This is a genomic window from Corynebacterium sp. HMSC05D03 (assembly GCF_001807205.1).
Classification (GTDB): Bacteria; Actinomycetota; Actinomycetes; order Mycobacteriales; family Mycobacteriaceae; genus Corynebacterium; species Corynebacterium aurimucosum.
Genome location: NZ_KV788174.1, coordinates 91202 through 117897 on the forward strand (window position 1 = coordinate 91202; position 26696 = coordinate 117897).

Annotated in this window: 24 protein-coding genes and 1 tRNA gene; 11 read left to right on the forward strand and 14 right to left on the reverse strand. The window is 62.4% G+C overall.

Translation table 11 applies throughout. The features are described 5' to 3' along the window. From HMPREF3147_RS06135 to HMPREF3147_RS06150, 4 genes are read right to left on the reverse strand one after another with little or no spacing between them, the layout of a single operon-like run. Window positions 1-840: a CE1 family esterase gene (locus HMPREF3147_RS06135; RefSeq protein ID WP_070445983.1), complete on the reverse strand. Its 840-nt coding sequence runs from the start codon at window positions 838-840 to the stop codon at window positions 1-3. Window positions 841-849: 9 nt separating this feature from the next. Continuing rightward, the gene (locus HMPREF3147_RS06140) at window positions 850-1812 is read right to left on the reverse strand and encodes a metal ABC transporter permease (RefSeq protein WP_201829112.1); all 963 of its coding nucleotides are present in this window, start codon (window positions 1810-1812) and stop codon (window positions 850-852) included. Continuing rightward, on the reverse strand, window positions 1790-2491 hold the full coding sequence (locus tag HMPREF3147_RS06145; RefSeq protein ID WP_070445989.1) for a metal ABC transporter ATP-binding protein: 702 nt from the start codon (window positions 2489-2491) through the stop codon (window positions 1790-1792). Before HMPREF3147_RS06145 ends, HMPREF3147_RS06140 begins: the two co-directional genes overlap by 23 nt. Further along, a complete protein-coding gene (locus tag HMPREF3147_RS06150) occupies window positions 2492-3589 on the reverse strand; it encodes a metal ABC transporter solute-binding protein, Zn/Mn family (RefSeq protein ID WP_070445991.1) in 1098 nt (365 codons plus the stop codon). A gap of 72 nt (window positions 3590-3661) precedes the next feature. Here HMPREF3147_RS06150 and HMPREF3147_RS06155 point away from each other — a divergent pair, with 72 nt between their 5' ends. Next, window positions 3662-4747 (forward strand): LacI family DNA-binding transcriptional regulator, encoded by a 1086-nt coding sequence (locus HMPREF3147_RS06155; RefSeq protein ID WP_070445994.1) that lies wholly within the window; start codon window positions 3662-3664, stop codon window positions 4745-4747. On the opposite strand, the gene otsB is transcribed toward HMPREF3147_RS06155, so the two are convergent. Genes otsB through HMPREF3147_RS06180 form a run of 5 tightly spaced genes read right to left on the reverse strand, consistent with a single transcriptional unit; the run spans window position 4744 to window position 9550 of the window. Further along, the gene (gene otsB, locus HMPREF3147_RS06160) at window positions 4744-5487 is read right to left on the reverse strand and encodes a trehalose-phosphatase (protein WP_070445997.1); all 744 of its coding nucleotides are present in this window, start codon (window positions 5485-5487) and stop codon (window positions 4744-4746) included. The genes HMPREF3147_RS06155 and otsB overlap by 4 nt on opposite strands. Window positions 5488-5518: 31 nt before the next feature. Further along, window positions 5519-6043: a hypothetical protein gene (locus tag HMPREF3147_RS06165; protein ID WP_070446002.1), complete on the reverse strand. Its 525-nt coding sequence runs from the start codon at window positions 6041-6043 to the stop codon at window positions 5519-5521. After that, window positions 6040-7461 carry an alpha,alpha-trehalose-phosphate synthase (UDP-forming) gene (locus tag HMPREF3147_RS06170; protein ID WP_070446007.1) on the reverse strand — a complete coding sequence of 474 codons (1422 nt, stop codon included), beginning with the start codon at window positions 7459-7461 and terminating at the stop codon, window positions 6040-6042. The genes HMPREF3147_RS06165 and HMPREF3147_RS06170 overlap by 4 nt, the downstream gene beginning before the upstream one ends. Before the next feature lie 2 nt (window positions 7462-7463). After that, window positions 7464-7823 (reverse strand): hypothetical protein, encoded by a 360-nt coding sequence (locus HMPREF3147_RS06175; RefSeq protein ID WP_070446010.1) that lies wholly within the window; start codon window positions 7821-7823, stop codon window positions 7464-7466. Between the two features lie 50 nt (window positions 7824-7873). Further along, window positions 7874-9550, reverse strand: coding sequence for a threonine/serine exporter ThrE (locus HMPREF3147_RS06180; protein WP_070446073.1), 1677 nt, complete (start codon window positions 9548-9550; stop codon window positions 7874-7876). Window positions 9551-9735: 185 nt separating this feature from the next. Here HMPREF3147_RS06180 and HMPREF3147_RS06185 point away from each other — a divergent pair. After that, window positions 9736-9808, forward strand: a tRNA-Thr gene (locus HMPREF3147_RS06185). 39 nt (window positions 9809-9847) lie between these two features. Here HMPREF3147_RS06185 and HMPREF3147_RS06190 read toward each other — a convergent pair. Both HMPREF3147_RS06190 and HMPREF3147_RS06195 read right to left on the reverse strand, forming a co-directional pair. Further along, complete coding sequence (locus HMPREF3147_RS06190; protein WP_070446013.1) at window positions 9848-10375, reverse strand: TetR/AcrR family transcriptional regulator; 528 nt, start codon at window positions 10373-10375, stop codon at window positions 9848-9850. Continuing rightward, the gene (locus tag HMPREF3147_RS06195; protein WP_070446016.1) at window positions 10362-11861 is read right to left on the reverse strand and encodes an MFS transporter; all 1500 of its coding nucleotides are present in this window, start codon (window positions 11859-11861) and stop codon (window positions 10362-10364) included. Before HMPREF3147_RS06195 ends, HMPREF3147_RS06190 begins: the two co-directional genes overlap by 14 nt. Before the next feature lie 168 nt (window positions 11862-12029). Between HMPREF3147_RS06195 and HMPREF3147_RS06200 the strand changes: the two genes are divergently transcribed. Continuing rightward, complete coding sequence (locus HMPREF3147_RS06200) at window positions 12030-13775, forward strand: pyruvate dehydrogenase (protein ID WP_070446019.1); 1746 nt, start codon at window positions 12030-12032, stop codon at window positions 13773-13775. Window positions 13776-13856: 81 nt separating this feature from the next. Here HMPREF3147_RS06200 and HMPREF3147_RS06205 read toward each other — a convergent pair whose 3' ends face one another. Continuing rightward, window positions 13857-15146, reverse strand: coding sequence for an MFS transporter (locus HMPREF3147_RS06205; protein WP_070446022.1), 1290 nt, complete (start codon window positions 15144-15146; stop codon window positions 13857-13859). An 80-nt stretch (window positions 15147-15226) separates the two neighbouring features. On the opposite strand from HMPREF3147_RS06205, the gene HMPREF3147_RS06210 reads away from it, so the two are divergent. From HMPREF3147_RS06210 to HMPREF3147_RS06220, 3 genes are all read left to right on the forward strand, one after another. After that, the gene (locus HMPREF3147_RS06210; protein WP_070446025.1) at window positions 15227-16000 is read left to right on the forward strand and encodes a MerR family transcriptional regulator; all 774 of its coding nucleotides are present in this window, start codon (window positions 15227-15229) and stop codon (window positions 15998-16000) included. Window positions 16001-16131: 131 nt separating this feature from the next. After that, window positions 16132-16836: a response regulator transcription factor gene (locus HMPREF3147_RS06215; protein WP_070446030.1), complete on the forward strand. Its 705-nt coding sequence runs from the start codon at window positions 16132-16134 to the stop codon at window positions 16834-16836. A gap of 11 nt (window positions 16837-16847) precedes the next feature. Further along, a complete protein-coding gene (locus HMPREF3147_RS06220) occupies window positions 16848-18293 on the forward strand; it encodes a sensor histidine kinase (protein WP_070446033.1) in 1446 nt (481 codons plus the stop codon). 3 nt (window positions 18294-18296) lie between these two features. On the opposite strand, the gene HMPREF3147_RS06225 is transcribed toward HMPREF3147_RS06220, so the two are convergent. Next, window positions 18297-18725, reverse strand: a complete 429-nt coding sequence (locus HMPREF3147_RS06225; RefSeq protein WP_070446036.1) for an HIT family protein — start codon at window positions 18723-18725, stop codon at window positions 18297-18299. Window positions 18726-18759: 34 nt separating this feature from the next. Between HMPREF3147_RS06225 and purD the strand changes: the two genes are divergently transcribed. Both purD and purB read left to right on the forward strand, forming a co-directional pair. After that, complete coding sequence (purD, locus tag HMPREF3147_RS06230) at window positions 18760-20034, forward strand: phosphoribosylamine--glycine ligase (protein WP_070446040.1); 1275 nt, start codon at window positions 18760-18762, stop codon at window positions 20032-20034. A 39-nt stretch (window positions 20035-20073) separates the two neighbouring features. Further along, entirely contained in the window at window positions 20074-21513 is a 1440-nt protein-coding gene (gene purB / locus HMPREF3147_RS06235; protein ID WP_070446043.1) for an adenylosuccinate lyase, read from the forward strand. 222 nt (window positions 21514-21735) lie between these two features. Here the strand turns inward: purB and HMPREF3147_RS06240 are convergent, their stop codons facing one another. Next, entirely contained in the window at window positions 21736-22542 is an 807-nt protein-coding gene (locus tag HMPREF3147_RS06240) for a serine/threonine protein kinase (RefSeq protein ID WP_246815734.1), read from the reverse strand. Between the two features lie 64 nt (window positions 22543-22606). Between HMPREF3147_RS06240 and HMPREF3147_RS06245 the strand changes: the two genes are divergently transcribed. The 3 genes from HMPREF3147_RS06245 (at window position 22607) to HMPREF3147_RS06255 (ending at window position 26383) form a co-directional block, all read left to right on the forward strand. Further along, window positions 22607-23464, forward strand: coding sequence for a phosphoribosylaminoimidazolesuccinocarboxamide synthase (locus HMPREF3147_RS06245; protein WP_070446047.1), 858 nt, complete (start codon window positions 22607-22609; stop codon window positions 23462-23464). Between the two features lie 9 nt (window positions 23465-23473). Further along, window positions 23474-25582 (forward strand): S9 family peptidase, encoded by a 2109-nt coding sequence (locus tag HMPREF3147_RS06250; protein ID WP_070446049.1) that lies wholly within the window; start codon window positions 23474-23476, stop codon window positions 25580-25582. A 117-nt stretch (window positions 25583-25699) separates the two neighbouring features. Then, window positions 25700-26383, forward strand: coding sequence for a DUF2334 domain-containing protein (locus HMPREF3147_RS06255; RefSeq protein ID WP_070446055.1), 684 nt, complete (start codon window positions 25700-25702; stop codon window positions 26381-26383). Window positions 26384-26696 lie beyond the last annotated feature (313 nt).

Here is a 26696-nt window from a genome sequence, read left to right on the forward strand (position 1 = left end):
CTAGAGCCCGAAGAATTCCTCCACGAGCTCGGCAGCGATGAAGGAATCCGTGTTTTTACCCAGGCGTGGGTCCAGCTCGTTGCCCGACGGGATGACGTGGCCCATGCCCTCGACGCTCACGAGCTCGACCGGCGCGCCGGTGGCGTCTGCCGGCTCCCAGCGGTCGACAACGGTGTCGGGGAAAAGGTGGGTGCGCTCTGGGCCGGCGGCATGGTTGAGCTCCGCGAAGCGTGCGGCGTTCTCCTGCGCGCCGGTGACGGCACCGCGGGTGCGCTTCGGGTCAATGCCCGCCGTTCCGCCCGTATAGGGCGCGAGCTGGTCGCCCGTGCCGTGGACGAACATGACCGGGGTGGGTTGGTACGCCGAGTCCGGATTGGTGGGCGCATGGTTGGCGCCGGCGCCGAGAGTGGAGGCGAAGACGCAGGCGGCATCGGCAAGCCCGGGGGCGTCGAAGAGCAAGCGGATAACCATCTGCCCGCCGTTGGAGAAGCCGCAGAGGAACACGCGGCCAATCTCCTGCTCCGCGCGCAGCTCGTCGAGGATGGCGCGCGTGAAGGCGACGTCATCGATGCCCAGCTCGCGCGCGGCGACGGGCAGGGTGGCGCGGGCATCGTTAAAGTGCTGTTCCACGCCGGTGGGGTAGACCGCAAGCATGCCGTGGCGGGTGGCGAGGTCATCGAACGTGCCGTTAGTGAAGCGGCGGATGACGTTCGCGGATTGCAGGGAGCCGTGGAAGAACAGGAGGAGGTCTCTCTGGCGCTCGACGTCATCATTCGGGCGGTACACGAGGTACGTGCGGGTGCGGTCTTGTAATTCGAGGCTACGGCGTTCCAAAGTCACGCATCTAGCCTAATCCTGATGCGCGCAGTGCTCATCGTGCGTCGAGGTGTGGTGTGTCTCGGCGTCGGCGCGATCGGTGGCGGCGCGGAAGTGTTCCTGGGAGGCGCGGCGGGCGGCGACGTCGTCGCGGACGGCCTTGCGGCTGCGAGCCCAGCCGATGCCGCGGCAGACCAGGTAAATAACAAAAGAGATGCTCGTGACGAAGACCGAGACGGGCAGGCCCGGCGCCAGGGAGAGGACCAGGCCGCCCACGGCGGAGACCTCCGCGAAGATGGTGGACCACATCACCGCGCGCAGTGGGGAGGAGGTAATCTGTACCGCCGCAGCACCCGGCGTGATGAGCAGCGCCATGACGAGCAGGGAACCGACAATCTGCACGGATTGCGCGGCCGTCAGGCCCACGAGGATGGCGAAACACACCGCTAGAGACTTCACCGGCACGCCGGCGGCTTGGGCCATGACGGGGTCCGCGGAAGCGAAGAGCAGCGGGCGCCAGAAGAGCGCCACCACGGCAACGATGATGGCGGTCGTCGCGGCGAGCAGCCACACCGACGCGGAGGAGACACCGACAATTTGTCCTGTCAGTAGCGTCATCGCGGTTTTGGCGTTGCCGGGGTAGAGGTGCAGGAACAAAACCGAGAGTCCCAGGCCGAAACTCATGACCACGCCGATAGCGCTGTCTTGTTGGCCTTTCAGTCCCAGCACCGCCAGAATGATGGCGGCGACGATAGCACCGGCAATCGCACCGAAGCCGATGTTGAGACCGAACAGCAACGCTGCGGCCGCGCCCATGAGCGCGAGCTCAGAGGTGGCGTGCACAGAGAAGGACATGTGGCGCAGGACGATAAGTGAGGTCATCACTCCGGAAAGGATTCCGAGCAGCGCGCAGGCGATGAGCGAGGATTGCACAAAATCAACGCCCAGCAGGTACTGGGTATCTTCGATGAATTTAGACAACGATGAGCCTCCCATCGACGTTGAGAACAGTCACGGAGGAGCCATACAGTTCCGAGAGGACCTCGGAGCGCATGACCTCATCGACTGGACCGAACGTGTGGCCATTGGGCGCGAGGTAGAGCACTTTATCCACCACGCCCAGCACCGGGTTTATGCCATGGGTAACGAAGAGTACGGAGGTGCCGCGCTCGTGGCGCCACGCATTGAGCTTCTCGACGGTCGCCTGCTGCCGCGCTGGATCCAAAGACAACAGCGGCTCGTCCGCGAGGATGAGCTCTGGGTCGTTGGCTAGGGCCTGGGCTTGGCGGATGAGCTGTTGCTGTCCACCGGAGAGCTGGCCCACGCGGCGGTCAGCGATGCCGGTGGCACCGACTTCGGCGAGGAGTTCGTCGACACGCCCCCGGGCAGGCCGTCGCTTCCGGAGCACGCCATGGGCGAGGGAGAGCGACACGAGATCCCGGGCGCGCAGGGGCAGGTCCTGGGGGAACATTCTTTGCTGTGGGATAAAGCCCACGCGGCAGTTGACGTCCACGCTGCCTGCGGTGAGCTGGCGGGTACCCAAGATTGTTCCCAGCAGCGTGGACTTGCCCACGCCGTTGGGGCCCAAAACGGCGATGAACTCGCCGCGGTCTACGGCGAGGTTCATGTCCGACCACAGTGGTTCTACTGCGGCATCCTCGAAAGAAATGAGCACTTACACAGCCTCGAGTGCGTTGACGACTTCCTCGTAGTAGTCAAGGAAGTTGGTGTCTTCTGGTGGGGTTTCACCAATCTCTACCACCGGGACGTTCTTATCCTCGGCGGCGGCGCGGATGCGCTTGGTCATGTCAGTTTCGGTCTGCGGGTTGAAGATGAGCAGGTCGATCTTGTCCTGCTTGATGTCCTCGAGGAAGCGGGCCAGGTCGGCGGCGGTGGGCTCGCCCTCCGCAACGGTGGCCTTGCGGTAGCCCTCCGGGGTGGCGTCGGTGCTATCGGTGTACTTGAAGATGTAGTCCGCGATGGGCTCGGTCTGCGCGTAGTTGCGCTGCGGGAGCTTCTCGATGCGTGCCTTCAGTCCTTCCATACGTTCCACGAGTGGGTCGGCGGTCGCCTTGGCTTCTGGGTTGGCCTCGTTAACGAGGGTGGCGACCTCCGTCGCCACCTTCTCGATGGCGGCGGAGTCGTACCACACGTGCTCGTTGCCATCGATGTTGGTGACCTGCTCGGGGTGCTCGGCGGCAATCTTCTTGGCCTCGTCCATGGTCACGGTCTCGCCTTCGTGAGCGTGGTCATGGTCATGACCTTCTCCATGGTCATGGTGGTCATGACCATGCTCATCATGCGCGTGGTCGTGTTCCTCGCCATGCTCATGTTCTCCATGGTCGTGATCGCCATGGTCATGCGCAGTAAGCGGCAGGGCGTGAATGATCTGGTCCTGGTTCTTGACGGCCTGGTAAAGCCAGGCGTCGTAGCCGCCGCCACCGGCGATGATGACGTCGGCCTCGTCGGCGCGGGCGATATCCGCGGCGGTGGGCTCGAAGTGGTGTGGGTCCACGCTGTTGCCGCTCACGATGGCGTGGACGTCGATATTGACGTCGGTCTGCGCGGTGTTGACGACCGCCTGGGCCACATCAGCCCAGATGGAGGTCGAGGCGACGACCTGAATGGTCTCCTTATCGGAACCGGCATCCGAGCCGCCATCGGCGTTATCGCCGCTGGAAGAACAGGCGCTCAGCGAGGCGGCGCCCAGCGTGGCAGCGAAGAGGAGGGCGGTGGGACGTCGGAAAGCGCGGCGTGGGAGGGTAGTGGTCATGTCCCTATTTCTACGCTTTAGTGAAAATTGTTGTCAAATGATAATGAGTTGAAAACGGGTAACCTTACCGTCATGTCCAAACGCAGCACGACGCTGGCCTCCCTGGCAGCCGAACTCGGGGTTTCGCCCACCACGGTGTCCAACGCGTATAACCGCCCAGACCAGCTGGCCCCCGCCACCCGGGAGCGCATCCTCACCGCGGCGGCTGAGCGTGGCTACACAGGCCCGGATCCCACCGCGCGCAGCCTGCGCACACGCCGCCAGGGGTCGCTGGGCGTCCTGCTTACTGAGCACCTGTCCTATGCCTTCGAGGACATGGCCTCGGTAGATTTCCTCGCCGGCATGGCGGAGGCCTCGGCAGGGGCGAGCACGACGTTGACTCTCATCCCGGCCGGCCCAGATACCGTCGGTGCTCCCAATGACGCCCAGGCAGCGCAGCTTGTAGGGTCGGCGGCGGTTGATGGATTTGTGGTCTATTCCGTGGCGGCGGGTGATGCTTACCTTGAAGCGGTGCAACGCCGCGGCTTGCCGGTGGTGGTGTGTGACCAGCCCACGGATTCGGGCTTGCCCTTCGTGGGTATCGATGACCGCGCCGCGATTGCCCCGGCGGCGCAGGCGCTTGTCGACGCCTCCCATACCCGCATCGGCATCCTTGCCATCCGCCTATACCGCGAGCGCCTCGATGGTGAAGTGACGGCTGCGCAGCTAGCTGCGGCGGATATGCACGTGCAACGCTCACGTGTATTGGGTGCGCTCGATGTCTTTGCAGACGCGGGACTCGATCCTGCAGGCATCCCCGTGGTGACGCGCCACATCAATGATCCACGCACCGCTTATGCGGCCGCAGAGGAATTGCTGACTAGGCACCCGGATCTCACCGCGGTGTTGTGTACGACGGACTCGATGGCGCTTGGCGTAATCGCTTATGCACGCGATCATGGAATCGCGGTTCCCGAGCAGCTTTCTGTTACCGGCTTCGACGGCATTGCGCCCGCCTTGGCGCTGGGCCTGAGCACCGTCGTGCAGCCGAACAAGGAAAAGGGGGCGGCGGCGGGGCGCATGCTGGCCAGCCTCATCGATGGGCGCGGAGAGGTGCCGCGCGCGTTGTTGGAGACCACCTTCCATCCCGGGCGGACCGTGGCCCCGGCTGGGGCTTAAGCGCTGTGCTGCGCGCGGGCGGCGGCGAGTTCTTCGAGGAACTCCGTCACCGCCGCGATATCGGGCACGCGCAGCGCCGCTTGCGTTGCGCCCTCACCGACCTTGACGCCGAGGTCCGGCGGTTGGTTGAGCAGGGCGAAGCCGTCTTCATCGGTGGTGTCATCCCCCAAGAAGACCACTGCCGTGGCGCCGACGCGCTGGCGAAGCTTCTCAAGCCACGTGCCTTTCGTGGCCTGTGTAGCAGAAAACTCGACGACGCACTTGCCCGCTGTCTTGGGGAAACCATCGGCGCTGAGAGCCTCGCCTTCTGCATACGCCGCGGCCGCCGCGTCAGGATCCTGCAATTCTAGTGTCCGCAGGTGCAGCACGCGCTGGAAGGGTTTGACCTCCAGTTCCGCGCCGGGGTGGCGCGCGATGATTTCTCTGAGCTCTGCTTCTTTCTTCGCCAGGTGAGCTTCCATCTCCGGAGTGAGGGCGGAATCCTCCCACGAGGACTCGGCGCCATGCGAACCGCCCAAAAGTACCGGTTCGCGCAGCGGGCATACCTGTTTTAGGCCCTCGAGGTGCCGGCCGGAGAGCACCGCGGCGGTGGTGTTCGGGAGCTCCGCTAAGGTGGCCAGGGCGTCGAGCGAGCGCTGCTCCGGCTTTACATCATACGCGTTGCGTGCGAAGCCCGCTAAGGTGCCATCAAAATCGGAAACAACCGCGAGGTGTTCTGCGGAGGCGAGAGCATCAATCATGCTTCCCACCCTAGCGCCGAAAACTTCAAGGCTACAGCGAGGCCATCCGGATGATCGGTGAGTCCACCTTGTCAGTGCGCAGCGTCAACACCAGCTGGTTGTTCGGGTTAAGCCCGAAATCGAATTCATGGCCCTCAGCAATGAGGTTGCGCATGAGTGAATCGGCCCACTGTATCGAGCCCTCGCAGTCAGCACTGCGCGGCGGGCTCTCATAAGTGGCTTTCTCCACCCGCATCACGTCGCCCTCCCAGATGGTGGAGGCCTTGTCATCCTTGTGGAAGGAAACCTCGGCAGTGAAGGAAACACAGCCGGTCGAGCCCACAGCGGTGTGTTCACCGAAGCTCATGTGCGGCACGTGTGCAGTATCGGCGGGCAGGGAGGAAGGAGCATCCGGAGATGTATAGAGGTTAATGACCTGCCAATCCTTGTCCAGGATGCGCTCATCGCCGCGCGGCGCAGGCTCCTCCTCGGCGGAGCCACACCCGCTCAGACCAAGCGTGAGCAGCGCCGTGCCGAGCACAGCGGTGAGCGCTGCGGCGGGCCGGCGCCGCATCATGCTTCCTCCTGGTTCAGTGCGCCGAGGAAGGACTGCGACCACAGTGCGATATCGTGCTGACGCACCTGCTCGTTCATCGCAATCATGCGCTCGCGCATGGTATCAGGAGATTCCTCCAGTGCCTTGACCGCAGAGAGTAGAGCGCGTTTGATGGACTCGATGTCGAAGGGATTGCACAGGTTGGCTTGGGTAAGCTCTGCTGCAGCGCCCGCGAATTCGGAGAGCACGAGCGCGCCGGAGCCATCGCTGTGGGAAGCCACGTATTCCTTGGCCACCAGATTCATGCCGTCCTTGAATGGTGTGACCAGCATGATGTCTGCGAGCCGGTAGTAGCGCCGCAGTACGTCTTTCGGGACTGAGCTGTGCTGGTAATGCACCACGGGTGCTCCTAAGCGCCCAAAGCGTCCATTGATGCGGCCCACGGCTTCCTCCACCTTCGAGCGCGTGGCGCGGTAGTGATCGATGCGCTCGCGCGAGGGAGTAGCTAGTTGGACGAAGGTCACCTCGTCCGGGTCCAGCGCCCCGGTCTCGAGGAGTTCCTCGAAGGCAGTGAGGCGCTGCAGGATGCCCTTCGTGTAATCCAAGCGGTCGACCCCCAAAATGACGTGTGCGGGGTTGCCCAACTCAGCGCGGAGCTGGACGACGTCCTCTGCATCGCCACCCTCAGCGAACTCACTCGCTGCAATGGAGATGGGAAAGGCGCCGACCCCGACGGAATGACCGCTATTCGTCACGATGCGGGCGGTCACCTCGCGGGTGCTGACCTCACCTTCTACTGTGAGGCCCTGGGTGCGAGCCAGCTCCACGAAGTTGCGGGCGTTGGATTCGAGGTGGAAGCCGATCAGGTTGGCGTCGAGAAGCCCTCGCACCAACTCCTCACGCCACGGCAACTGGCGGAAGAGATCCGGGGAAGGGAAGGGGATGTGGAGGAAGAAACCGATAGTGAGATCGGGGCGCAGTTGGCGCAGGATGCCAGGCACCAGCTGCAGCTGATAGTCCTGCACCCATACCGTGGCATTCTCCGCAGCGACGGCCGCTACCTCGTTGGCAAAGCGCAGGTTGACCTCGCGGTAGGTGTCCCACCAATCGCGGTTATAGATGGGGGTGACGATGAGATCGTGATAGAGCGGCCACAGGGTGGCGTTGGAAAAACCCTCGTAAAAGGCCTCAAAATCCTCATTCGTGAGGCGTACCGGGTGAAGCAGAACGCCGTTGTCGGTGGTGAAAGGCTCGGGGGCTTCGTCGGCCACGCCCGGCCAGCCCACCCAGCAGCCCTGGTGCTCTTCTAGGACAGGGGAGAGCGCGGTGACGAGGCCGCCCGGGGAGGCCTTCCACTCACGGGTGCCGTCGGCGGCGGTTTCGAGGTCCACCGGCAGCCGGTTGGCCACGACTACGAAGCTATTGCTGCGCCCGGACATAACTAGGCCTTCTTCGTGGCCTTTTTAGTTGCCTTCTTGGTAGCTTTTTTGCTCGACTTCTTAGTGGCCTTCTTGGTGGCTTTCTTCGTAGCCTTCTTTGTCGTCTTCTTGGTGGACTTCTTGGAGGCCTTCTTGGTTGCCTTCTTGCTGCTCTTCTTCGGAGCGGCATCGGCTTGCTCAGCCAAAACCTTGCGGTGGACTAAGCCTTCTGGTTCGACGCCCAGCATCGACATGAGGGTCACGCCGTCGAGGAAATCCTCCGCATAGGTGGCGACGACGCGACGCGCGGCGCGGGCGGTCTCTTCCTCTACTGCATGAGTCTGATCAGCGGCGGGCTGAGTATCTGTGACCTTTGGTGGCACGGAGTCCTCCTGGGATGAAGTGTGAAAGCTTTCAGACCGGCTATTCTACGCTATTGCGAGTCCGTTGGGGCGCTCGGGTCATCTTTGCCGGGCACTGTGTAGGTGGGGCGCTGCGCTGGAAATTGCGTGGTGACGGGCCACATGTCCGTGACGGCATCGCCCTGCTGGAAGCGCGCCTGCTGTGCAGGCGTCGGCGGTTTGGGGCCGAACTGCGGCGGTGGGGCTGGCAGGTTGTGACGCGGAGCGAAGGGCGATAGGGGAACGCGCGGAATGCGGGCGCGCTGGGCCAAGCGGGTGGCACGCGAGAAGGAGAACGTGCCCAAGCGCTTGATCGAGTTATAAGGCCGGAAGTATTGCGGGCGGCGCAGGCGGCGGGCCACTCGCTCGCCGAAGACCACGCCAGCGGCTAGTGCACCGGAAATGGCGAGGGCGCTGGCCAGGTTGGTCAGGCCGGTAATGAGCTGTTCGTTGAGCATGGCGTACATGCCGCGGTACAAAGTCAGACCCGGCAGCATGGGGGTATAGCCCACGATCATGGTGATGAGCGGCGGCATCATGTAGCGGCGGGAGAGGAGACCACCGGCGAGGCCGACCGCCACGGCCGAAATGCCAGAGGCGACGACAGCTCCAACGCCTAATAAGACGACGAGGAAATAGTAGAAAATCATACCGGCGGCTGCGGTGAGCCCGGAGATGGTGACCTCGGACCACGACGCTCCCAGCGCTAGTGCGAAGGCGGCAGAACCGATTCCACCGCACAGCACCAGAAGGGGGATCTGGTGATAGACGGGCGGGGCGAGTGTCGCCAGTGGCGGCAGGCTGAAGCCCAACCACGAAGCCACCTGGATACCTAGACCGACGCCGGCGATGATGGCGCCGGTGGACATGAGCGCCTCAAAGAACTTGGCGGATGAGGTCACGGGCGCGCGGGTGATCCCGTCCACCAAACACTGCACCAAGGTCAGGCCCGCCACCAGGATGATGATTCCGGAACCGATGATTTGGGAAGGTAGCATCTGGATGCCAAATCCCGCGAAGATGTTGTAGAGGATGGCCGCGGGGACAACGGCGAGTAGGCCGCCGACGAGGTTCTGATAAAAGGGCGGCAAGCGATAGTCCGCCAGGAACATGTTCGTGCCCATAATGAGTGCCGAAATGAGGAAGGTGACAACCCCGACGAGAAGGTCGCCGCCCAGCATCACGGCGATGAATCCACCCATGGCACCCCACGCGCTGACGATGGTGGTCTTGGAATAAGGGTTCTTCATCGCGTCGATGTCATCCAGGATTTTCTCCGCCATTGCCGGCGGGGTAGCACCGGAGTGGATGGAGCGGATGAGCCGGTCGACGGCGGAGAGTTTAGTGAAGTCCACGGCGATGCTCGGTGCCACGCGGAAGACATGGAGGTTGTGCCGCTCCGGTCCGGTGCCGATGGAGGTGTGGATGGTGATGGTGTTCATCAGAATCGACACGTGGCAGTAGTGCAGACCATAGGAGGAAGCGACGAGGTGAATCTGCGCTTGCACGTCGGTATTGGCTGAGCCCGCCGCAATGAGGATTTCACCAACGCGTGCGGCGATTTCCATGACGCCTGTGACCTGGGCCGGATCGGTGAGATCGACAGGGGCTAGAGGGGAGGGCGGTGGTGCGGCCTTTGCAGCGTCGATGGTGGCGACGGAGGCCGAACGGTACAGCAGGCGCTGGCGCAAGGAAGAAAGAACAGACACGGAAAAGATAGACCTCAACAACACTTCTGGGTTCGGTAAGTCAGCACTTTAGTAACTGCCGTCGATTTATGCACCTGCCAGTGCTTTTCGCGGCTTTTACGTTCACTTTTTCGCAGCGCAAGCACCCTGACTTTCTCTGTATGGGGTGGGCTCAGGTACGATTCCCCTAGCGGATGAGCCGCGGTGCTGGAGTGGCGCAATTGGTAGCGCAACGCACTTGTAATGCGTAGGTTGCGAGTTCAAGTCTCGTCTCCAGCTCAAAAGGGCCTTTTCAAGGCCCTTTTTTCATTCTGGGGGTTATTCGGCGAGGTGGCCTAAGGCGACGTCGATAAGCGCGCGGCGTCTCTGCGGCGGCAGGGGGCGGTCGGTGAGGTGATCGTGCACCCACAGGCCGTCTGCGATGATTGATGCCAGCACGACGGATTCATCCTCCGCGGCAGGATCAGGCAGCCAGCGCCCATCGACGTCCCTCCACACCTTTTGGAAGTCCGGATGGGACTGCGAGTGGATGGACATGAGCAATTCAATGAGCGGGTCATTCTTGCCCATCGACTCCAAGGTGGCGCGGTAGCGCTGGCGAGGACTCAACTGCTCCGCCGTTTTGCCACCGGAGAGACCGATGAGCTCTTCCTCCCAGCGCTCCGCGCACAGCTTATGGCAATCAATGAGCAGCTCGTGCCGGGTAGGAAAGTGGTAGATGAGCCCCGACTTACTCATGCCCGTGGCAGTGGCCAGGGAATCGTAGGTGAGGGCGTGAACGCCATCCTTCTCGATGATGGCGAGCGCCTTTTCGAGCGCCTCAACCTTTTTACTAATGCGTGGCATCGGCACCTCCGGAGGTTGGGTTGCTGCGGAAGCACCAGCCGGTGACCGCAGCAAAAATGAGCATGACTACGCCAAGTCCGGCGGCGGTGGCCAAGTAAGCATCGGTGTATGCGGGGCCGGCGGCCTCCGCGAGCGAGGGGTCGTGGAGTGCATCCATGCCTAGGTCCCGGATGTCCTCTGGCAGCCCGCTCTTATAGAGCATAGGCAGCACCGAACCGGTGACCGCAATGGACAGCAGCGTGCCGAATTCATAGGAAACTTCCTCCACACCCGCGGCCATACCGGAACGCGAGGCAGGCGCGGCGCCGATGATGGCGGTGGAGGATACCGACATCACGAACCCCGCGCCGAGGCCGGTGATGAACAGGCCAACCAGGTATGCGGGGAACACGTCGTGCGTGCCGCCCCACACCACGCAGCCAATGCCCGCTGCCATAGCGAGGAAGCCGCCGGCGATGATGGGCAAGAAGCCCCAGCGGTGCAGGTTAGCCCCGCCCAGCGCGGACATCGGCAGCGCGGCCAGCGCGATGAGGGAAATGATGAGCCCAGCGTGCAGTGGGGAGTAGAGGTCCACCAACTGCAGCTTCTGCGTGGTGGTCATTTCCAGCCCGGCCATGCCAAACATGGCGCCGGCTGCGGCCAACACGCCGCCGCTGAAGATGGGGGAGCGGAAGATATCGAAGGTGAGAAGCGGCTCCTCCAGTGTGTGCTGGCGGCGAGTAAAGAGGACAGCGCCTATGAGGCAGGCGGCCAGCGCGCCACCAATAAGCATGGCGTTGAGGTGGGAGCTGGCTACGGACTTGATGACGAGCACTAGGGAGGCCAGCGTGATCAGTGCGTAAAGGGAAGACAAGAAATCCCAATGCTTCGCTGGGTTCGCCACGTTCGGTGGGGCGAGGAAGGCAGTGAGGATGAGGGCGATGATCACGATGGGCACGTTGACCAAAAAGACCGATCCCCACCAGAAGTGCTCAAGCAAAAAGCCGCCCACCGTGGGGCCTGCGGCCGCGCCAACGACGGCAATGGAGCCCCAAATGCCGATGGCCGTGTTGCGCTCAATCTCATCTTCAAAGGTCAGGCGAATCAGCGCCAGGGTAGCGGGCATCATGATGGAGGCACCGAGACCCAAAAAGGCGCGGGCGGCGACAAGCTCCCACGCGCCGGGCGCAAGTGCCGCGGCGAGTGAGGCGATGCCGAAGACCCACAGACCGATGACGAACATGCGGCGATGGCCGATCTTGTCACCTAACGTGCCGGTGCCCAGCAGGAGTCCGGCGAGCATGAGCGCATAAGCATTGATGATCCACAGCTGCTGCAGAGAGCTCGCATGGAGTTGCTCGGAGAGCTCCGGCAGGGCTGTGTAGAGGATTGAGTTATCCAAGCCGATCATGAGCAGGCCTAAAGAGACCACGCCAAAGAAGGTCCATCGGCGGGTCGCTGAGGTCCGAAGCATCTCTGCCGAGGTTTCCGTTCGTGCATCTGTCATGCTGCGAAACTATAGCGAACGGTCGTTACAGTTTCAAAGCTCAAGAAGCGTGTTTGTTGTCGAAGTCACAAAGCCTCTACTACGTGAGAAGGCAGCTGTAAGGTGGCGAAATGTGCCCGGTGCGGGGACACTGGGGGCCGTTAGCGATAAAAGTTAGAGAGGTACAACATGGCACGCAATTACGCCACGCAGCTCGTGGAAACTCTGGAAGCCCAAGGGGTCAAGCGCATCTATGGCCTCGTTGGTGATTCCCTCAATCCCATCGTGGATGCGGTGCGTCAATCCTCCATCGAATGGGTTCACGTACGTAACGAGGAAGCTGCGGCATTCGCCGCTGAGGCCGATTCCCTCACCACCGGTAACCTCGCCGTGTGCGCCGCCTCCTGCGGTCCGGGAAATACGCACCTTATTCAGGGGCTTTACGACGCCCACCGCAACGGCGCCAAGGTCCTCGCCCTAGCCAGCCACATTCCTTCCCGCCAGATCGGCTCGAAGTTCTTCCAGGAAACCCACCCGGAGGCCATCTTCCAGGAGTGCTCCGGCTACTGCGAAATGGTCAACTCCGCTGAGCAGGGAGGTGTGGTCCTGCACCATGCCATCCAGAGCACCATGGCCGGCAAGGGTGTGTCCGTCCTCGTCATTCCGGGCGATGTCTCCACTCAAGAGGCGGAAGAGGACACCTTCACCTCCTCCGTTATTTCCTCCGGACGCCCGGTTGTCTACCCGGACCCGGCAGAGGCCGCTGCGCTGACCCAGGCCATTAATGAGGCTAAGACCGTCGCTCTCTTCGTCGGTGCTGGCGTCAAGGATGCGCGCGAGCAGGTTCTTGCGTTGGCCGAGAAGATCAAGGCTCCCATCGGTCACGCCCTGGGCGGCAAGATGTACATCCAGTACGACAACCCCTTCGACGTCGGCATGTCCGGATTGCTCGGCTACGGCGCGGCACACGAGGCCACCCACGAGGCGGACTTGCTTATCCTGCTGGGCACGGACTTCCCCTATAACGACTTCCTGCCGGATGCCAACGTGGCCCAGGTCGATATCGATGGCTCCCACATTGGCCGCCGCACCCGCATTAAGTACCCGGTGACGGGTGATGTCGCCGCCACCATTGAGAACATCCTGCCGCACGTCGATGAGAAGAAGGACCGCTCCTTCCTCGACAAGATGCTCAAGAATCACTACGACAAGCTGCACCACGTCGTTGAGGCCTACACCTCTGGCGTGGAGAAGCACACGCCGATCCACCCGGAGTACATCGCAGACCTCATTGACCAGCAGGCCGATGAAGATGCCATCTTTACCGTCGATACCGGCATGTGCAACGTGTGGGGCGCGCGCTACATCACTGCGAATGGCAAGCGCGAGCAGATTGGCTCCTTCCGCCACGGAACTATGGCCAACGCACTGCCGATGGCCATCGGTGCGCAGGCGGCGCACCCGGAACGCCAGGTCATCACTTTCTCCGGCGACGGTGGGCTGTCTATGCTCATGGGCGAGCTGCTCACCGTGAAGCTGCACAACCTGCCGGTGAAGATGTTCGTGTTTAACAACTCTTCCCTCGGCATGGTCAAGCTGGAGATGCTGGTCCAAGGCCTGCCGGAGCATGAGACCGACCACGAGCACGTCAACTTCGCCCAGATCGCGGAAGGCGCAGGCATCAAGCACTTCCGCATCGAGGATCCGAAGGACGCGCCGCGCCTTATCAAGGAGGCCTTGGCCTACGACGGCCCTGCGCTTATCGACGTCGTCACGGACCCGAACGCCCTCTCCCTGCCGCCGACACTCACCTTCGAGCAGCTGCTCGGCTTCTCCAAGGCAGCGACCCGCACCGTCTTCGGTGGCGGCGTGGGTCAGATGCTCTCCATGGCGAAGTCCAACCTGCGCAACATTCCGCGTCCACAGGACTTCTAGCGTGAGCGCTTCGCTCTCACTCTAGAAGGGACCCACGCACCACAAGGAACCCACGCCCTGCGGCTCCACCCCGCGACAGCGTTATGCTTTCGCGGGGTCTTTGACTGGGATGAGCACGAGCGCTCCGACGAGGAGGACTAGCCCTATGGCGAGCACGCCTCCCCGGTCTCCTTGGCCCATCAGGGAGACGAAGACGCCGAACAGGAAAGGCGTCAACCACGCTACGGCACGCCCGGTTGTGGCGTAGAGGCCAAACATCTCGCCTTCACGTCCTGGCGGGGCAACGCGCGCCAAGAAGCCGCGGGCGGAAGCCTGGGCTGGTCCCACGCACAGGCACAGGATGAGCCCGCAGATCCAGAAGGCCGTCGGGCCTTGCGCGAAGAACATGATGCCCGCCATCAACGTCAGAATTGTCAGGCAGGTGAGGATGATGGCTTTGGGACCCACGTGGTCGTCGATCAGCCCGCCCGCCACCGCGCCCAGTGCGGCCGCAACGTTGGCGGCAACGCCGAAGATGAGGACGTCGCCAGGCGAAAGCCCATAGACGGATACGCCCAACACCGCCCCGAAGCTGAATACGGCCGAGAGTCCATCACGGAAGATGGCAGAAGCGAAGAGGAAGGCAAAGGCGTTGCGATCCTCCCGCCACAGCGTGTGCACCGTGCGCCACAGCTCGCGATAAGACGCCGCAACGCCACCCGTCGTTTCACCCGACGGCGCAATCTCCGGCACGCGCAGCAGCACGGGAATGGCAGATAGCCCAAACCACGCTGCGGCGAGCAGCGCCACGAGCCGAATATTCCAGCCGCCCTCCGTGGATAGCCCAAGTCCGCCTCCCTCTCCGGAGACGAAGCCGAAGTAACAGATGAGCAGCAGCACGATGCCACCGAAATAACCCGCCGACCAGCCCAGGCCAGATACCCGGCCCACCTTGTCCTCGGTGGCCACCTGGTTGAGCTGGGCAAAGTAATTGACTTCGGCGAATTGGATGGTCACCGAACCTACCGCCAAGCCGACAAGCCCCAGCCAGAAATACACGGGCGCATCATTGCGGATGAAAAACAGGCTGGCCATGACCAGGAAGGTCAGCAGCGACCAGAAGCCCAGCGCGCGCCGCCGCGTGCCCAACCGGTCGGAACGCTGGCCCATCACGGGGGTGACCGCAAAAATCACCAGACCCGCCACCGTCATGGACCAGGACAACCACTGCGCCGGGGTGAACTGCGAGTCAATGTGTTGGCCCACCGAGTCGGTGAGATAGACCGAGAAAATAAACGTCACGAGAACCGCGTTGAAGGCAGCCGAACCCCAGTCCCACAGGGCCCAAGCAGCCACGGTGAGGCGGTCAGTGCGTTTCGAGGCTTGCGTCATGCTTCATTATCGTAGGCAAAAATATGTGCTGAGTGGCAGGAGTTGCACTTAACGCGACGTCAACTTTTAGGCTCAACGTCATGCGTAATGACTACAGCATCGGCGACGTTGCCGAAATCCTCAAAGTCACCACCCGCACGTTGCGGCACTGGGATGACATTGGGCTGCTCAGCCCACAGTGGCGCACTGGGGGTGATCACCGCCTGTACACCGAAGATGACGTGCAGCGCGGGATGGACATCCTGATATATCGCAGCGTGGGAATTGAGCTGAAGGACATCGCAGTGCTTCTCGATGCCCCTTCCTCCGCCACTCTGGCCCGCCTCCGAGGCCAACACGAGGCTTTACAGAAGCGGCGAGCCGACGTCGATGCGATGTTGTACGCAGTGGAAAGACTGATTGAGGAGACCGAAATGGATAAGAACCTAAGCCCCAGCCAAAAAGTGCGCAATCTGGGTGATGCATGGCCCCAACTGCAGGAAGAAGCCCGCGAGAAGTGGGGAGACAGCAAAGAATGGGCGGCGAGTGCGGCCGCTGCGGAATCGATGGGGAAGAAGGATTGGGAAGGATTCTCCGTGGATCATGAAAACTTTGCGGCCGAGCTAGAGGAGTCCGCGAACGCAGGGCTTGAACCGGGCAGCGAGGGGGCGAAGGAGATCGTCGACAAGCACCGCGACCTCATTGCTCAGTGGTACCCAGTGTCGAGGTCCAAGCAAGTGATCTTGGCTCGCATGTACTGCGAGGATCCGCGCTTCGATGAGACATATCGCGGTAATGCCGGCTACTTGCGTCAGCTGATTGAAGCACAAGCCCAGGCAGAAGGGCTGGATCTGGGTAATCCCGTGTGGGACTGATTTGTTCACAGCGCACGTCCAGACTCCGCTCAGTACCCTGGGAAGGCGTAGTGCAATACTTCTCACTTTGAATGAGAAACCCCCACGCCACCTAGTCATAGGAACAGCGGAGAAAGGACCAGAGCGGGACCATGGATGATTCAAAGGACGTCAAGGTACTTGTCGTCGATGACGAGCCCAATATCGTTGAACTACTTACTGTTTCCCTGAAGTTTCAGGGCTTCGATGTACACAGCGCCAACTCCGGCAACGAAGCCCTGCGCATCGCGCGGGAGATCAACCCTGATGCCTACATCATGGACGTCATGATGCCGGGCATGGATGGTTTTGAGTTGCTGGGCAAGCTGCGCGCGGAAGGCCTCGACGGCCCCGTCCTCTACCTCACCGCCAAAGACAGCGTGGATCAGCGAATCCATGGCCTGACCATTGGGGCGGATGATTACGTCACCAAGCCCTTCAGCCTGGAAGAGGTCATCACCCGCCTGCGCGTGATCCTGCGCCGCGGCAGCACGGTGGATGACCAGAACGGTGACGCCACCATGACCTATGCCGACCTCACCCTCAACGATGACACCCACGAGGTCACCAAGGCAGGGGAGATCGTGGAGCTTTCGCCCACCGAGTTCAACCTGCTGCGCTACCTCATGCAGAACCGCGAGGTGGTGCTGTCCAAGTCCAAGATTCTGGATAACGTTTGGCACTACGACTTTGGCGGCGATGGCAACGTGGTTGAGTCCTACATTTCTTATCTGCGCCGCAAGATTGATACCGGCGATACTCCGCTCATCCACACCGTCCGTGGTGTCGGTTATGTGCTGCGCACACCGCGCTCGTAGGCTTTTTCACTATGAGCGAATCCACCGCGAACCCGGATTCCGGATCCACGCCGGTGCTCAATAGCGCCTTGCGCCGGCGCATGCAGCGACCTAAAGCGCTGCCCTTGCGCACGTGGCTGCTCGTCTTGATGGTGCTGGTTTCGGGCCTGGGCCTGGCTATGTCCTCCTTGGCGGTCTCGTCGATCATGCGCAACGTGCTCTACACCCGCGTGGACACCGAGCTGAATGATGCCCTGAGTTCTTGGGCCAGCAATCTCGACGCGACTTTCTACACGCCGCAGGACGGGAGCCGCCGACCCCCGACGGACTATGTAGCACTGGCGTATTATCCCGATGGCTCCGTGGTAACCACGCGGCCGACGGCGGCGTTGCCGGATGCTCGTTCGGTGGTCGTTGGTGGTGAACCTAGCACCGTTCGCTCAATTCAAGGCGAAACCGAATGGCGTGCCGTGGCGCAGCTCAAGACGGATGGCTCCGTGGTGGTCGTCGCTAAAGACCTGACGACGGAAAACTCCATTCTGAAAGGCCTCGCTATAGTCCAGGTCATCATCGCGGCGCTGGTCATGCTCATTATCGCGCTCGTGGGTATGTGGCTGATCCACCGGGCGCTGCGGCCGCTGCGCGTGGTCGAGAAAACGGCCTCCCAAATCGCGGCCGGCAACCTGGACAAGCGCGTGCCAGAGTGGCCGCTACATACCGAGGTAGGCCAGCTCGCCGCGGCGCTTAACGTCATGCTGGGACAGTTGCAGAACTCCGTCGTCCATGCGCAGGAAAAGGAGCAGCAGATGCGCCGCTTCGTCGGCGATGCCTCCCACGAGCTGCGCACGCCGCTGACCAGCCTGCGCGGCTACACGGAGCTGTACCGTTCGGGGGCGACTAAAGATCCGGAATTTGTCTTCAGCAAGATCGATGCCGAGTCGCAGCGCATGTCGCTGCTGGTGGAGGACTTGCTAGCCCTGACGCGTGCGGAGGGATCGCGCCTCGATATGCGCGAGGTAGACATGCTGGAGCTCGTGCTTTCCGTGGGCTCTTCGGCACGCGCGGCCTTTTCTGGCCGCACGATCAACGTCAACAATGAAGCCTCCGAGATTCCGATAGTCAACGGTGACGCGGACCGCCTGCACCAAGTGTTGCTCAACTTGGTATCTAACGGTATCCGTCACGGTGGTGACGAGGCATCGGTGACGCTGACTTTGCGGGATGATGAGGAGAACGTGCTTATCGACGTCGCCGATGACGGCAAGGGCATCTCCCCCGAAGATGCAGCCCATATCTTTGAGCGCTTCTACCGTGCGGATACTTCACGAACCCGCGATACGGGTGGCTCGGGCTTGGGCTTAGCCATTGTGAAGTCCCTCGTGGAACAGCACGGCGGTTCGATCTCCGTGGACTCTGAGCTGGGCAGCGGATCGGTCTTTACCGTCCGCCTCCCCAAGGCGCCGACGAGCGGGAGCTAGCGCCTAGTTGCTGCGGCGGCCGTCCTCATCCGTGCCGAGGTGCTGACGGATGCGCGCGGCGGCCTCATCCATGGCGGCGGGGTCGGTAGCGTCGGCAGCGAAGGCCTTGGCGAAGTCGTAGTCTTCCATCTTCTCGGTGGGGAAGAGGTGGATGTGGGTATGGGGAACGTCGAAGCCAGCGATGATGTAGCCCGTACGCGGGGTGTCGAAGGCCGTCTTAATGGCGCCACCGATCTCTAGAGCAATCTCGTTGAGGTGCGCCCAAGTCTGAGAATCGAGGTCAGTCCACTTATCGACCTCCTCGATCGGCACCACCAAGGTGTGGCCATAACGCAGCGGCTCGATGGACAAAAATGCCACGCATTTCTCGTCGCGGTAGACAAAGCGAGCTGGCAGCTCGCCCTCGATGATCTTTGTAAATACGGAAGACATGGCCCCTAGGCTACCGCCAGTTAAGATAGACGGCATGCGCATTCTCGTTATTGGCTCGGGCGGCCGCGAACACGCCCTGCTCACTGGCCTTAAATCTGATCCCTCTGTTACCGATTTGCACATCGCACCGGGTTCCCCGGCACATGCCAAGCAAGCCACCATTCACCCGGAGTATTCCCAAGTGGACGATCCTGCGCGCATGACGGAGCTGGCGGTTGATATTGACGCGGATCTGGTCGTCATTGGGCCGGAGGTGCCGCTGGTGAAAGGCGTGGCGGATGCTCTGCGCGAGCGCGGCATTGCGGTCTTCGGGCCGTCGGCAAGCGCGGCACAGATCGAGGGTTCCAAGGCCTTTGCCAAGGATGTCATGGCGGCCGCCGGCGTGCGCACCGCCCGCGCGGAGCAGCTCGCCCCCGGCACCAGCGATGCGGACATCGAGGCCGCGCTGGACCGCTTTGGCCCGCACTTCGTGGTCAAGGATGATGGCCTGGCCGGCGGCAAGGGCGTCGTGGTGACCGAGTCCCGCGACGCGGCCCGCGCGCACGTCGATGCGGTTCATGCTGTGGGCAACCCAGTGCTGCTCGAGTCCTTCCTCGACGGCCCCGAAGTGTCCCTGTTCTGCCTCGTGGATGGCGAAACCGTCGTCCCGCTGCTCCCGGCACAGGACCACAAGCGCGCCTATGACAACGATGAAGGCCCCAACACCGGCGGCATGGGTGCCTACACCCCGCTGCCGTGGCTGCCTGCCGACGGCGTCCAGCGCATCGTCGACGAAGTCTGCGTTCCCGTGGCCAAAGAAATGGTCAAGCGTGGCACTCCCTACTCTGGCTTGCTCTACGCCGGCCTGGCATGGGGCAAGGAAGGCCCAGCCGTGGTGGAATTCAATGCCCGCTTCGGAGACCCGGAGACACAGGCGGTGCTCGCTTTGCTGAAGTCTCCGCTGGGTGAGGTTTTGAATGCCACCGCCACCGGACAGCTGGCGGAACTTGCGCCGCTGGAGTGGGAAGAGGGCTACGCCGTTACCGTGGTGCTAGCCGCAGAGGGCTACCCGGCCTCCCCGCGCAAGGGTGATCCGATTACCTCGCCGGACCTGGATGACCCCACCCGGATCCTCCATGCCGGCACCACTGCGGGGGAGGGCGGCTACGTCTCCAACGGTGGGCGCGTCCTCAACGTCCTCGGTCGCGGCGCCACCCTCGCCGATGCCCGTGCTGCCGCCTACGAGATTCTCGGCGGCATCGAGCTGGAGGGCAGCTTCTTCCGCACAGACATCGCACTCCCAGCGGAGAAGGGCCAGATCAGCATCTAATCCGCTGATAATGCCTCCTTTGGGGCGAGGCGTGGAATAATGAGCGACGTGGCTGAAAAGAAGAACATTTCCAACGTCCTGTCCGCTCGATACGCCTCCCCCGAGATGGCTGAAATCTGGTCCCCAGAACACAAGATCATCCTGGAGCGCCAGCTGTGGATTGCGGTGATGAAGGCGCAGAAGGATCTCGGCGTCGACATCCCAGCTGCGGCTATCGCCGCTTACGAGGCGCAGGTTGAGAACGTCGACCTCGCCTCCATCGCGGAGCGTGAGCGCGTCACGCGCCACGACGTTAAAGCTCGCATCGAGGAGTTCAACGCCCTGGCCGGCTGCGAGCACATCCACAAGGGCATGACCTCGCGTGATCTGACGGAGAACGTGGAACAGCTGCAGATTCTGCGTTCTTTGGAGCTGACCCGCGATAAAGCCATCGCGGTGGTCTCCCGCATCGGTGAGCGCGCCGCGCAGTACCAGACGCTGGTGATGGCGGGCCGCTCCCACAACGTCGCTGCCCAGGCGACGACCCTGGGCAAGCGTTTCGCCTCGGCTGCCGACGAACTGCTGCTCGGCATCGAGCGCGTGGAGTCTCTGCTGAGCCGTTACCCGCTGCGCGGCATCAAGGGCCCGATGGGCACCTCGCAGGACATGCTTGACCTCATGGGCGGATCCGAGGACAAGCTCGCGGCGCTAGAAACGCGCATTGCGGATCACCTGGGCTTCTCTCGCGTATTCAACTCGGTGGGCCAGGTTTACCCGCGCTCCCTCGACTTCGATGCTGTTTCCGCGCTGGTGGAGCTTGGTGCTGCGCCCTCCTCACTGGCGACGACCATCCGCCTCATGGCCGGCAACGAAACCGTGACTGAAGGCTTCAAGGAGGGCCAGGTTGGGTCCTCTGCGATGCCGCACAAGATGAATGCCCGCTCCTGCGAGCGCGTCGGCGGTTTCCAGGTCATTCTGCGCGGCTACCTGACGATGGTGGCGGACCTGTCCGGCCAGCAGTGGAACGAGGGCGACGTCTTCTGCTCGGTGGTGCGCCGCGTTGCCTTGCCGGATGCTTTCTTTGCCATTGACGGCATGTTCGAAACCTTCCTCACCGTGCTGGCAGAATTCGGTGCTTTCCCGGCGATGATCGACCGTGAGCTAGAGCGCTACCTGCCCTTCCTCGCCACCACCCGCATCCTCATGGCGGCGGTGCGCGCGGGCGTGGGCCGTGAGACCGCGCACGAGGTCATCAAGGAAAACGCCGTCGCTGTAGCACTCAACATGCGCGAGAATGGCGGGGAGCAGGACCTGATTGAGCGCCTGGCTGCCGACGAGCGCCTGCCGCTCGATGCCGCCGCTCTCGAGGCCGCGCTGTCGGATAAGCACGCCTTCATCGGTGCTGCCGAGTCGCAGGTGAGCCAGATTCTGGGCCGCATCAAGGCGATTGCTGACCAGCACCCGCAGGCCGCGGCCTACACCCCGGGCGAAATCCTCTAGCTCACGCGGCCGGGGGATCCCCTGTGAAGGGACGACCCGGCGCGGTACGTTTTCGCAGACAAGCCCTCTCAAACGTGAGTTTTTGAGGCTCTATTTACGAAAACGTACCGCGCTGGCCCGGTCCATGTACGTTTCGATCAATTAAGGCCGCCCCGAATTTTCTGGTCCCTATTTGATCGAAACGACCTTCTATCGACGTCCCGGGCCACCCGGCACTAGCTTTTAGGCCATCCCGGGGATGCGCAGCACCGGCAACTCGAAGCCGCCGAGGGATTTCCCGTTGGAGGCGAGGTAGCCGCCGATCATCAGCGCGGTGAGTACCGCCATGATGCCGAGAACCGCAGCACCCGTGGACGAGGTTTGCTGCTGCGTCGTCTTGCCCGGAATGGGCAGCTCCGGCACCGGCTGGATGCCTTCTTGCGCACCGCGGCTGCGAAGTTCCTCGACGCACTCAGCGAAAGACTGCACCTGCGCTGCGTTGAAGGCGTCAACGGCTTCTTTCTCCTGTGCCTGGTTTTCTGCCAGAGCGGCGCGCAACTTGGGGCTGAAATCGCTACCCGTCGACAGTAGTGGCGCCGGTCCCTTCTTTGCGCGGGCGGCAGCAGCATTGATGGAGTACTCGGCGTCCTGCGGCAGCAGCACCGACTCATCCGCTACGAGCGCCTCCGGAGCGGCGGCGCCGACCAGGATGATGAGCATATCCGCGCCCGTATAACCGGCCTTGCCCAGCGCGGCCACCGTCGCCGCATAGCCCGGAGCCTTGCTGATATCGCGCGAGGTATACGCGGAGAAGTCCAACTTCGGGAACTGCGCTTGAATCTGCTCCGAGGTGGCCTTAATCGTTGCGATATATCCAGCGCGGACGTCGCGGGCTAGCTCGCGATCCGTGGCCGAGGCCGACATCGTGCACAGCCATTGGCCGTGGTCAGATTCGCGCACGGAGATATCGGCAGCCTGCGCCGCCGGCACGCTCAGGGCGCCGCCCACCAACGCAGCGGAGGTCAAAAGGGAGATCATGCGAGAGTGCACAGGCTTAACTCCTCATGCTTGGGATGTATCTTGAAGCAGTCTAGACGGGTCTAGGATGTATGTCATGCGTCCAGAACTTTCTTCCTATGCCCACATCGCCTCCGGCAAGGTGCGCGATATCTACGAAATCGGCGACAATACCCTGCTCATGGTCGTCTCCGACCGCATTTCCGCCTACGACCACGCCCTTGAGCCCGCCATTCCGGACAAGGGCCGTGTGCTTACGGCGACCTCGAAGTTCTTCTTCGACGTCATTGATTTCCCTAACCACCTCGCCGGCCCGCTCGATGATGAGCGCATCCCCGAAGAGGTACTCGGCCGCGCCATGGTGGTGCAGAAGCTCGACATGCTGCCCTTCGAGTGCGTCGCCCGCGGTTACCTCACCGGCTCCGGGCTGAAGGAATACAAGGCATCCGGCAGCGTGTGCGGCGTCGAGCTGCCGGAGGGGCTGACCGAGGCCTCCCGCCTGCCCGAGCCCATTTTCACCCCGGCCACCAAGGCGGAGCAGGGCGACCACGATGAGAACGTCTCCTTCGACGTCGTTGTGGAGAAGCTAGGCCGCGAGCGAGCTGAGCAGCTGCGCGAAGCCACCCTGCGCATTTATGCCACGGCCGCCGCGCTGGCGGAGGAGAAGGGCATTATTTTGGCGGATACGAAGTTCGAGTTTGGCGTCGATAAGCACGGCACTTTGGTCTTAGCTGATGAGGTCCTCACCCCGGACTCCTCGCGCTACTGGCCGGCCGATACCTACGAGGAAGGCAAGGTCCAGCCTTCCTTTGATAAGCAGTACGTGCGCGATTGGCTCACCGACTCCGGCTGGGACAAGGAGTCCACGCCGCCGCGCCTGCCGGATGACGTTGTCCAGGCCACCCGCGCGCGTTATGTTGAGGCCTTTGAACGCCTGTCCGGGACCACTTTTTAAGGAGGCTGAATGAACGCACCACACGCAGCGAAACGCCCGGTCACCCGTGAGTTCCATGGCCGCAGCTTCATCGATAACTACGAGTGGCTGCGTGAGAAAGACTCCCCGGAGACCCGCGAATACTTGGAGGCTGAAAACGCCTATACCCAAGAGCGCACCGCGCACCTGGAGACCCTGACGGAGAACATCTTCACCGAGGTCAAGTCCCGCATTAAGCAGACGGACATGTCCGTGCCCCAGCGCCGCGGTAAGTACTGGTACTACGGGCGCACCGAGGAGGGGCAGGAGTACGGCTACAGCTGCCGCATCCCGGTGTCGGAAGGTTCTGATCCGTGGACCCCGCCGACCATCCCGGAGGAGGGGGCGCCGGAAGGGGAGCAGGTGCTTCTCGACGTCAACGCGCTCGCCGAAGGCCACGACTTCTTCGCCCTGGGCGCGTCCACGGTGAGCGATTCCGGTGACCTGCTGGCCTATTCCGTGGACGTGGCCGGCGACGAGCGCTTTGAGCTCTTCATCAAGGACCTGCGCACAGGAGAGCTGTTGGAGGACCGCCTGGAAGGCATCTTTTATGGTGCGACGTGGGTCGGGGAGGAGTTCATTTTCTACACCACCGTCGATGATGCATGGCGGCCGGACACCGTGTGGCGCCACCGCGTGGGAACCCCGCAGTCGGCTGATGTTGTAGTCATGCGCGAGGAGGATTCGCGCTTCGGCATTGGTGTGGGTACGACCCGCAGCGAGAAGTACATCATGATTGTCTCCGGTTCGAAGACGACGAATGAGGCGTGGGTGCTCGAGCAGTCCAACCCCGAGGGGGAGTTCCGCTGCCTCTGGGAGCGGGAGACCGGCGTGGACTATGACGTCGACCATGCGGTGGTGGACGGCACCGACTACTGGGTTGTCACGCACAATGCCACCGGCCCCAACTTTGCCTTAGGCTACTGTCCTGTCTCCGATGACCTTCCAGCCTTGCGCGAACTCACCGTCCTCATGCCGCATGATGACACCGTGCGCATTGAAGGCGTGGATTGTTACCGCGACCAGATCGTCGTGGGCTACCGCCGCGGCGGCATTGGCCGTGCCGCGGTAATGGATGTGCGGGAGGGGTGGGCGCGTTTCGACGAGCTCAACTTCAACGAGGAGCTCTACACCGTTGGCGTGGCCGGCAACCCGGAGTGGGATGCGCCGGTGCTGCGCGTGAGCTACACTTCCTTCATCCAGCCAGCCCAGCTCTTTGATTACCGCGTGGCCACCGGCGAGTACACGCTGCTGAAGGAACAGGAAGTCCCTGGCGGCTATGACAAGGATGAGTACGTGGCTTACCGCGTCTGGTCTGAAGCGCCTGACGGGACGAAGGTGCCGGTGTCCATCGTGCACCGCTCGGACTTGGACCGTGCGCAGCCGAACCCGACGTTGCTTTACGGCTACGGCTCCTACGAGGCAAATATGGACCCGTATTTCTCGGTCTTCCGTTTGTCTCTCATGGACCGCGGCATGATCTTTGCCATGGCGCACGTTCGCGGCGGCGGCGAGATGGGCCGCAACTGGTACGACGACGGCAAGATGCTGGCTAAGAAGAACACGTTTACGGACTTCATCGCAGTGGCCGATGACCTCATCGCGCGCCGCGTGACCACCCCGGAAACCTTGGTGGCGGAAGGCGGTTCCGCCGGTGGACTGCTCATGGGCGCGGTGGCGAACATGGCGCCAGATCGGTTTAAGGCCATCGAGGCCAACGTGCCCTTCGTGGATCCGCTGACCTCGATTCTCATGCCGGAGCTGCCGCTTACGGTGGTGGAGTGGGAAGAATGGGGCGACCCGTACCACGACCCGGAGGTCTACGACTACATGGCCTCCTACTCGCCGTACGAGAACATTGCGCCGCAGAAGTATCCCAATATCCTGGCGCTGACCTCGCTTAACGACACCCGCGTGCTCTACGTGGAGCCGGCGAAGTGGGTGGCCAAGCTTCGTGACGTCGCCACCGGTGGCGAGTTCCTCCTCAAGACTGAGATGGCCGCCGGCCATGGTGGTGTGTCTGGCCGCTATGCCAAGTGGCGGCAGGCGGCATTCGAGTATGCGTGGTTGATTAACCAGGCCACGGGGGTTGAGTCTTAGGCTCCCCGCTCGAGCTGTGTGGCTAATGAGCCGCACAGCGTCCTAGGCCGCCCATGTGGGGGAGTGAGGCTTCCCCTCGGCGCGCGCCGGGACGGTGGCTGTGCGATAATTTTCCTTATGCATGGCCACCTTTTGGTTTCGATTTCCAGTATCTTCGACGACACCCGAAGGCAGGCCGCTGACCTGCTGGAGCAGTTCGATAAAGCGGATATCCCGGTGTCCTTGCTCGTAGCGCCACACATCGATGGCAATTGGCACCTAGCTAAGGATTCGGCGACACAGTCGTGGTTGCGTGAGCAGGCCGAATCGGGCCGAGTGCTCATTCTCAACGGCTTCGACCAAGCAGTTCAGGGCCGCCGTGCGGAATTCGCAAACCTGGATGCACACGAGGCGCGTCTGCGCCTCAAGGGGGCGACGCGGCAGATGGCCAGAATCGGCTTTGAACCCACTATCTTTGCGCCGCCGCGCTGGCGTATGTCGGAGGGAACTCTAGAAGTTCTTCCTGAGTTTGATTTTGACTTTGCTGCATCCACCCGCGGCATCCATGACCTGCGCACCGGCGAGCTCCACCAAGCCCGCAACTTGTCCTTTGGTGAGGGTTTCGGTTCGGCCAAGTGGTGGCGCCGCAACATCATCCGCGCTGCCGAGCGCTCCGCGCAGCGCGGCAACACCGTGCGCCTATCGATTTCCGGCCGTAACCTCGATGACCGCAAGGTAGTGTCCGATTTCCTTAAGGCCGCCGAGCGCGCCGTTGGAGCAGGCGCCAGTCCCGCTGACTATACGGCCTTCGCACCGCGCTAGCCGTGCCCACTCGAATGCTCACGACACGTTAAACCGTCCGCATATCCCGGTGTCCGTTGGCCTGTATAGAAAGGGAGACGCGTCTTCCAGGAACGACGGAGTGCCCGTAAACCTTCATCCGGTTGGCAGGTTTCGCTCTTTAAGGGCTTAACCCTCAGCGGGAAGTGCGTGAATCGTGGTCAGGGATCGCCGGTATCCCCGTCAGCGTGGCTTCGACTGACGGGGGCGAACCGTTATCAGGCGCGATGAGGTGGTTGGCGCTGTCCTTTCTGCTGTTGTTGTGTGGTGGCTGGGGGTGTTAGCTGCTGTCGGG

Excerpts from the sequence above, each read along its gene's own strand:
- HMPREF3147_RS06140 (WP_201829112.1), bottom strand. The coding sequence starts at position 1,812 with ATGGGAGGCTCATCGTTGTCTAAATTCATCGAAGATACCCAGTACCTG.
- HMPREF3147_RS06150 (WP_070445991.1), bottom strand. The coding sequence starts at position 3,589 with ATGACCACTACCCTCCCACGCCGCGCTTTCCGACGTCCCACCGCCCTC.
- HMPREF3147_RS06155 (WP_070445994.1), top strand. The coding sequence starts at position 3,662 with ATGTCCAAACGCAGCACGACGCTGGCCTCCCTGGCAGCCGAACTCGGG.
- otsB (WP_070445997.1), bottom strand. The coding sequence starts at position 5,487 with ATGATTGATGCTCTCGCCTCCGCAGAACACCTCGCGGTTGTTTCCGAT.
- HMPREF3147_RS06165 (WP_070446002.1), bottom strand. The coding sequence starts at position 6,043 with ATGATGCGGCGCCGGCCCGCCGCAGCGCTCACCGCTGTGCTCGGCACG.
- HMPREF3147_RS06170 (WP_070446007.1), bottom strand. The coding sequence starts at position 7,461 with ATGTCCGGGCGCAGCAATAGCTTCGTAGTCGTGGCCAACCGGCTGCCG.
- HMPREF3147_RS06190 (WP_070446013.1), bottom strand. The coding sequence starts at position 10,375 with ATGCCACGCATTAGTAAAAAGGTTGAGGCGCTCGAAAAGGCGCTCGCC.
- HMPREF3147_RS06195 (WP_070446016.1), bottom strand. The coding sequence starts at position 11,861 with ATGACAGATGCACGAACGGAAACCTCGGCAGAGATGCTTCGGACCTCA.
- HMPREF3147_RS06200 (WP_070446019.1), top strand. The coding sequence starts at position 12,030 with ATGGCACGCAATTACGCCACGCAGCTCGTGGAAACTCTGGAAGCCCAA.
- HMPREF3147_RS06205 (WP_070446022.1), bottom strand. The coding sequence starts at position 15,146 with ATGACGCAAGCCTCGAAACGCACTGACCGCCTCACCGTGGCTGCTTGG.
- HMPREF3147_RS06210 (WP_070446025.1), top strand. The coding sequence starts at position 15,227 with ATGCGTAATGACTACAGCATCGGCGACGTTGCCGAAATCCTCAAAGTC.
- HMPREF3147_RS06215 (WP_070446030.1), top strand. The coding sequence starts at position 16,132 with ATGGATGATTCAAAGGACGTCAAGGTACTTGTCGTCGATGACGAGCCC.
- HMPREF3147_RS06220 (WP_070446033.1), top strand. The coding sequence starts at position 16,848 with ATGAGCGAATCCACCGCGAACCCGGATTCCGGATCCACGCCGGTGCTC.
- HMPREF3147_RS06225 (WP_070446036.1), bottom strand. The coding sequence starts at position 18,725 with ATGTCTTCCGTATTTACAAAGATCATCGAGGGCGAGCTGCCAGCTCGC.
- purD (WP_070446040.1), top strand. The coding sequence starts at position 18,760 with ATGCGCATTCTCGTTATTGGCTCGGGCGGCCGCGAACACGCCCTGCTC.
- purB (WP_070446043.1), top strand. The coding sequence starts at position 20,074 with ATGAGCGACGTGGCTGAAAAGAAGAACATTTCCAACGTCCTGTCCGCT.
- HMPREF3147_RS06245 (WP_070446047.1), top strand. The coding sequence starts at position 22,607 with ATGCGTCCAGAACTTTCTTCCTATGCCCACATCGCCTCCGGCAAGGTG.
- HMPREF3147_RS06250 (WP_070446049.1), top strand. The coding sequence starts at position 23,474 with ATGAACGCACCACACGCAGCGAAACGCCCGGTCACCCGTGAGTTCCAT.
- HMPREF3147_RS06255 (WP_070446055.1), top strand. The coding sequence starts at position 25,700 with ATGCATGGCCACCTTTTGGTTTCGATTTCCAGTATCTTCGACGACACC.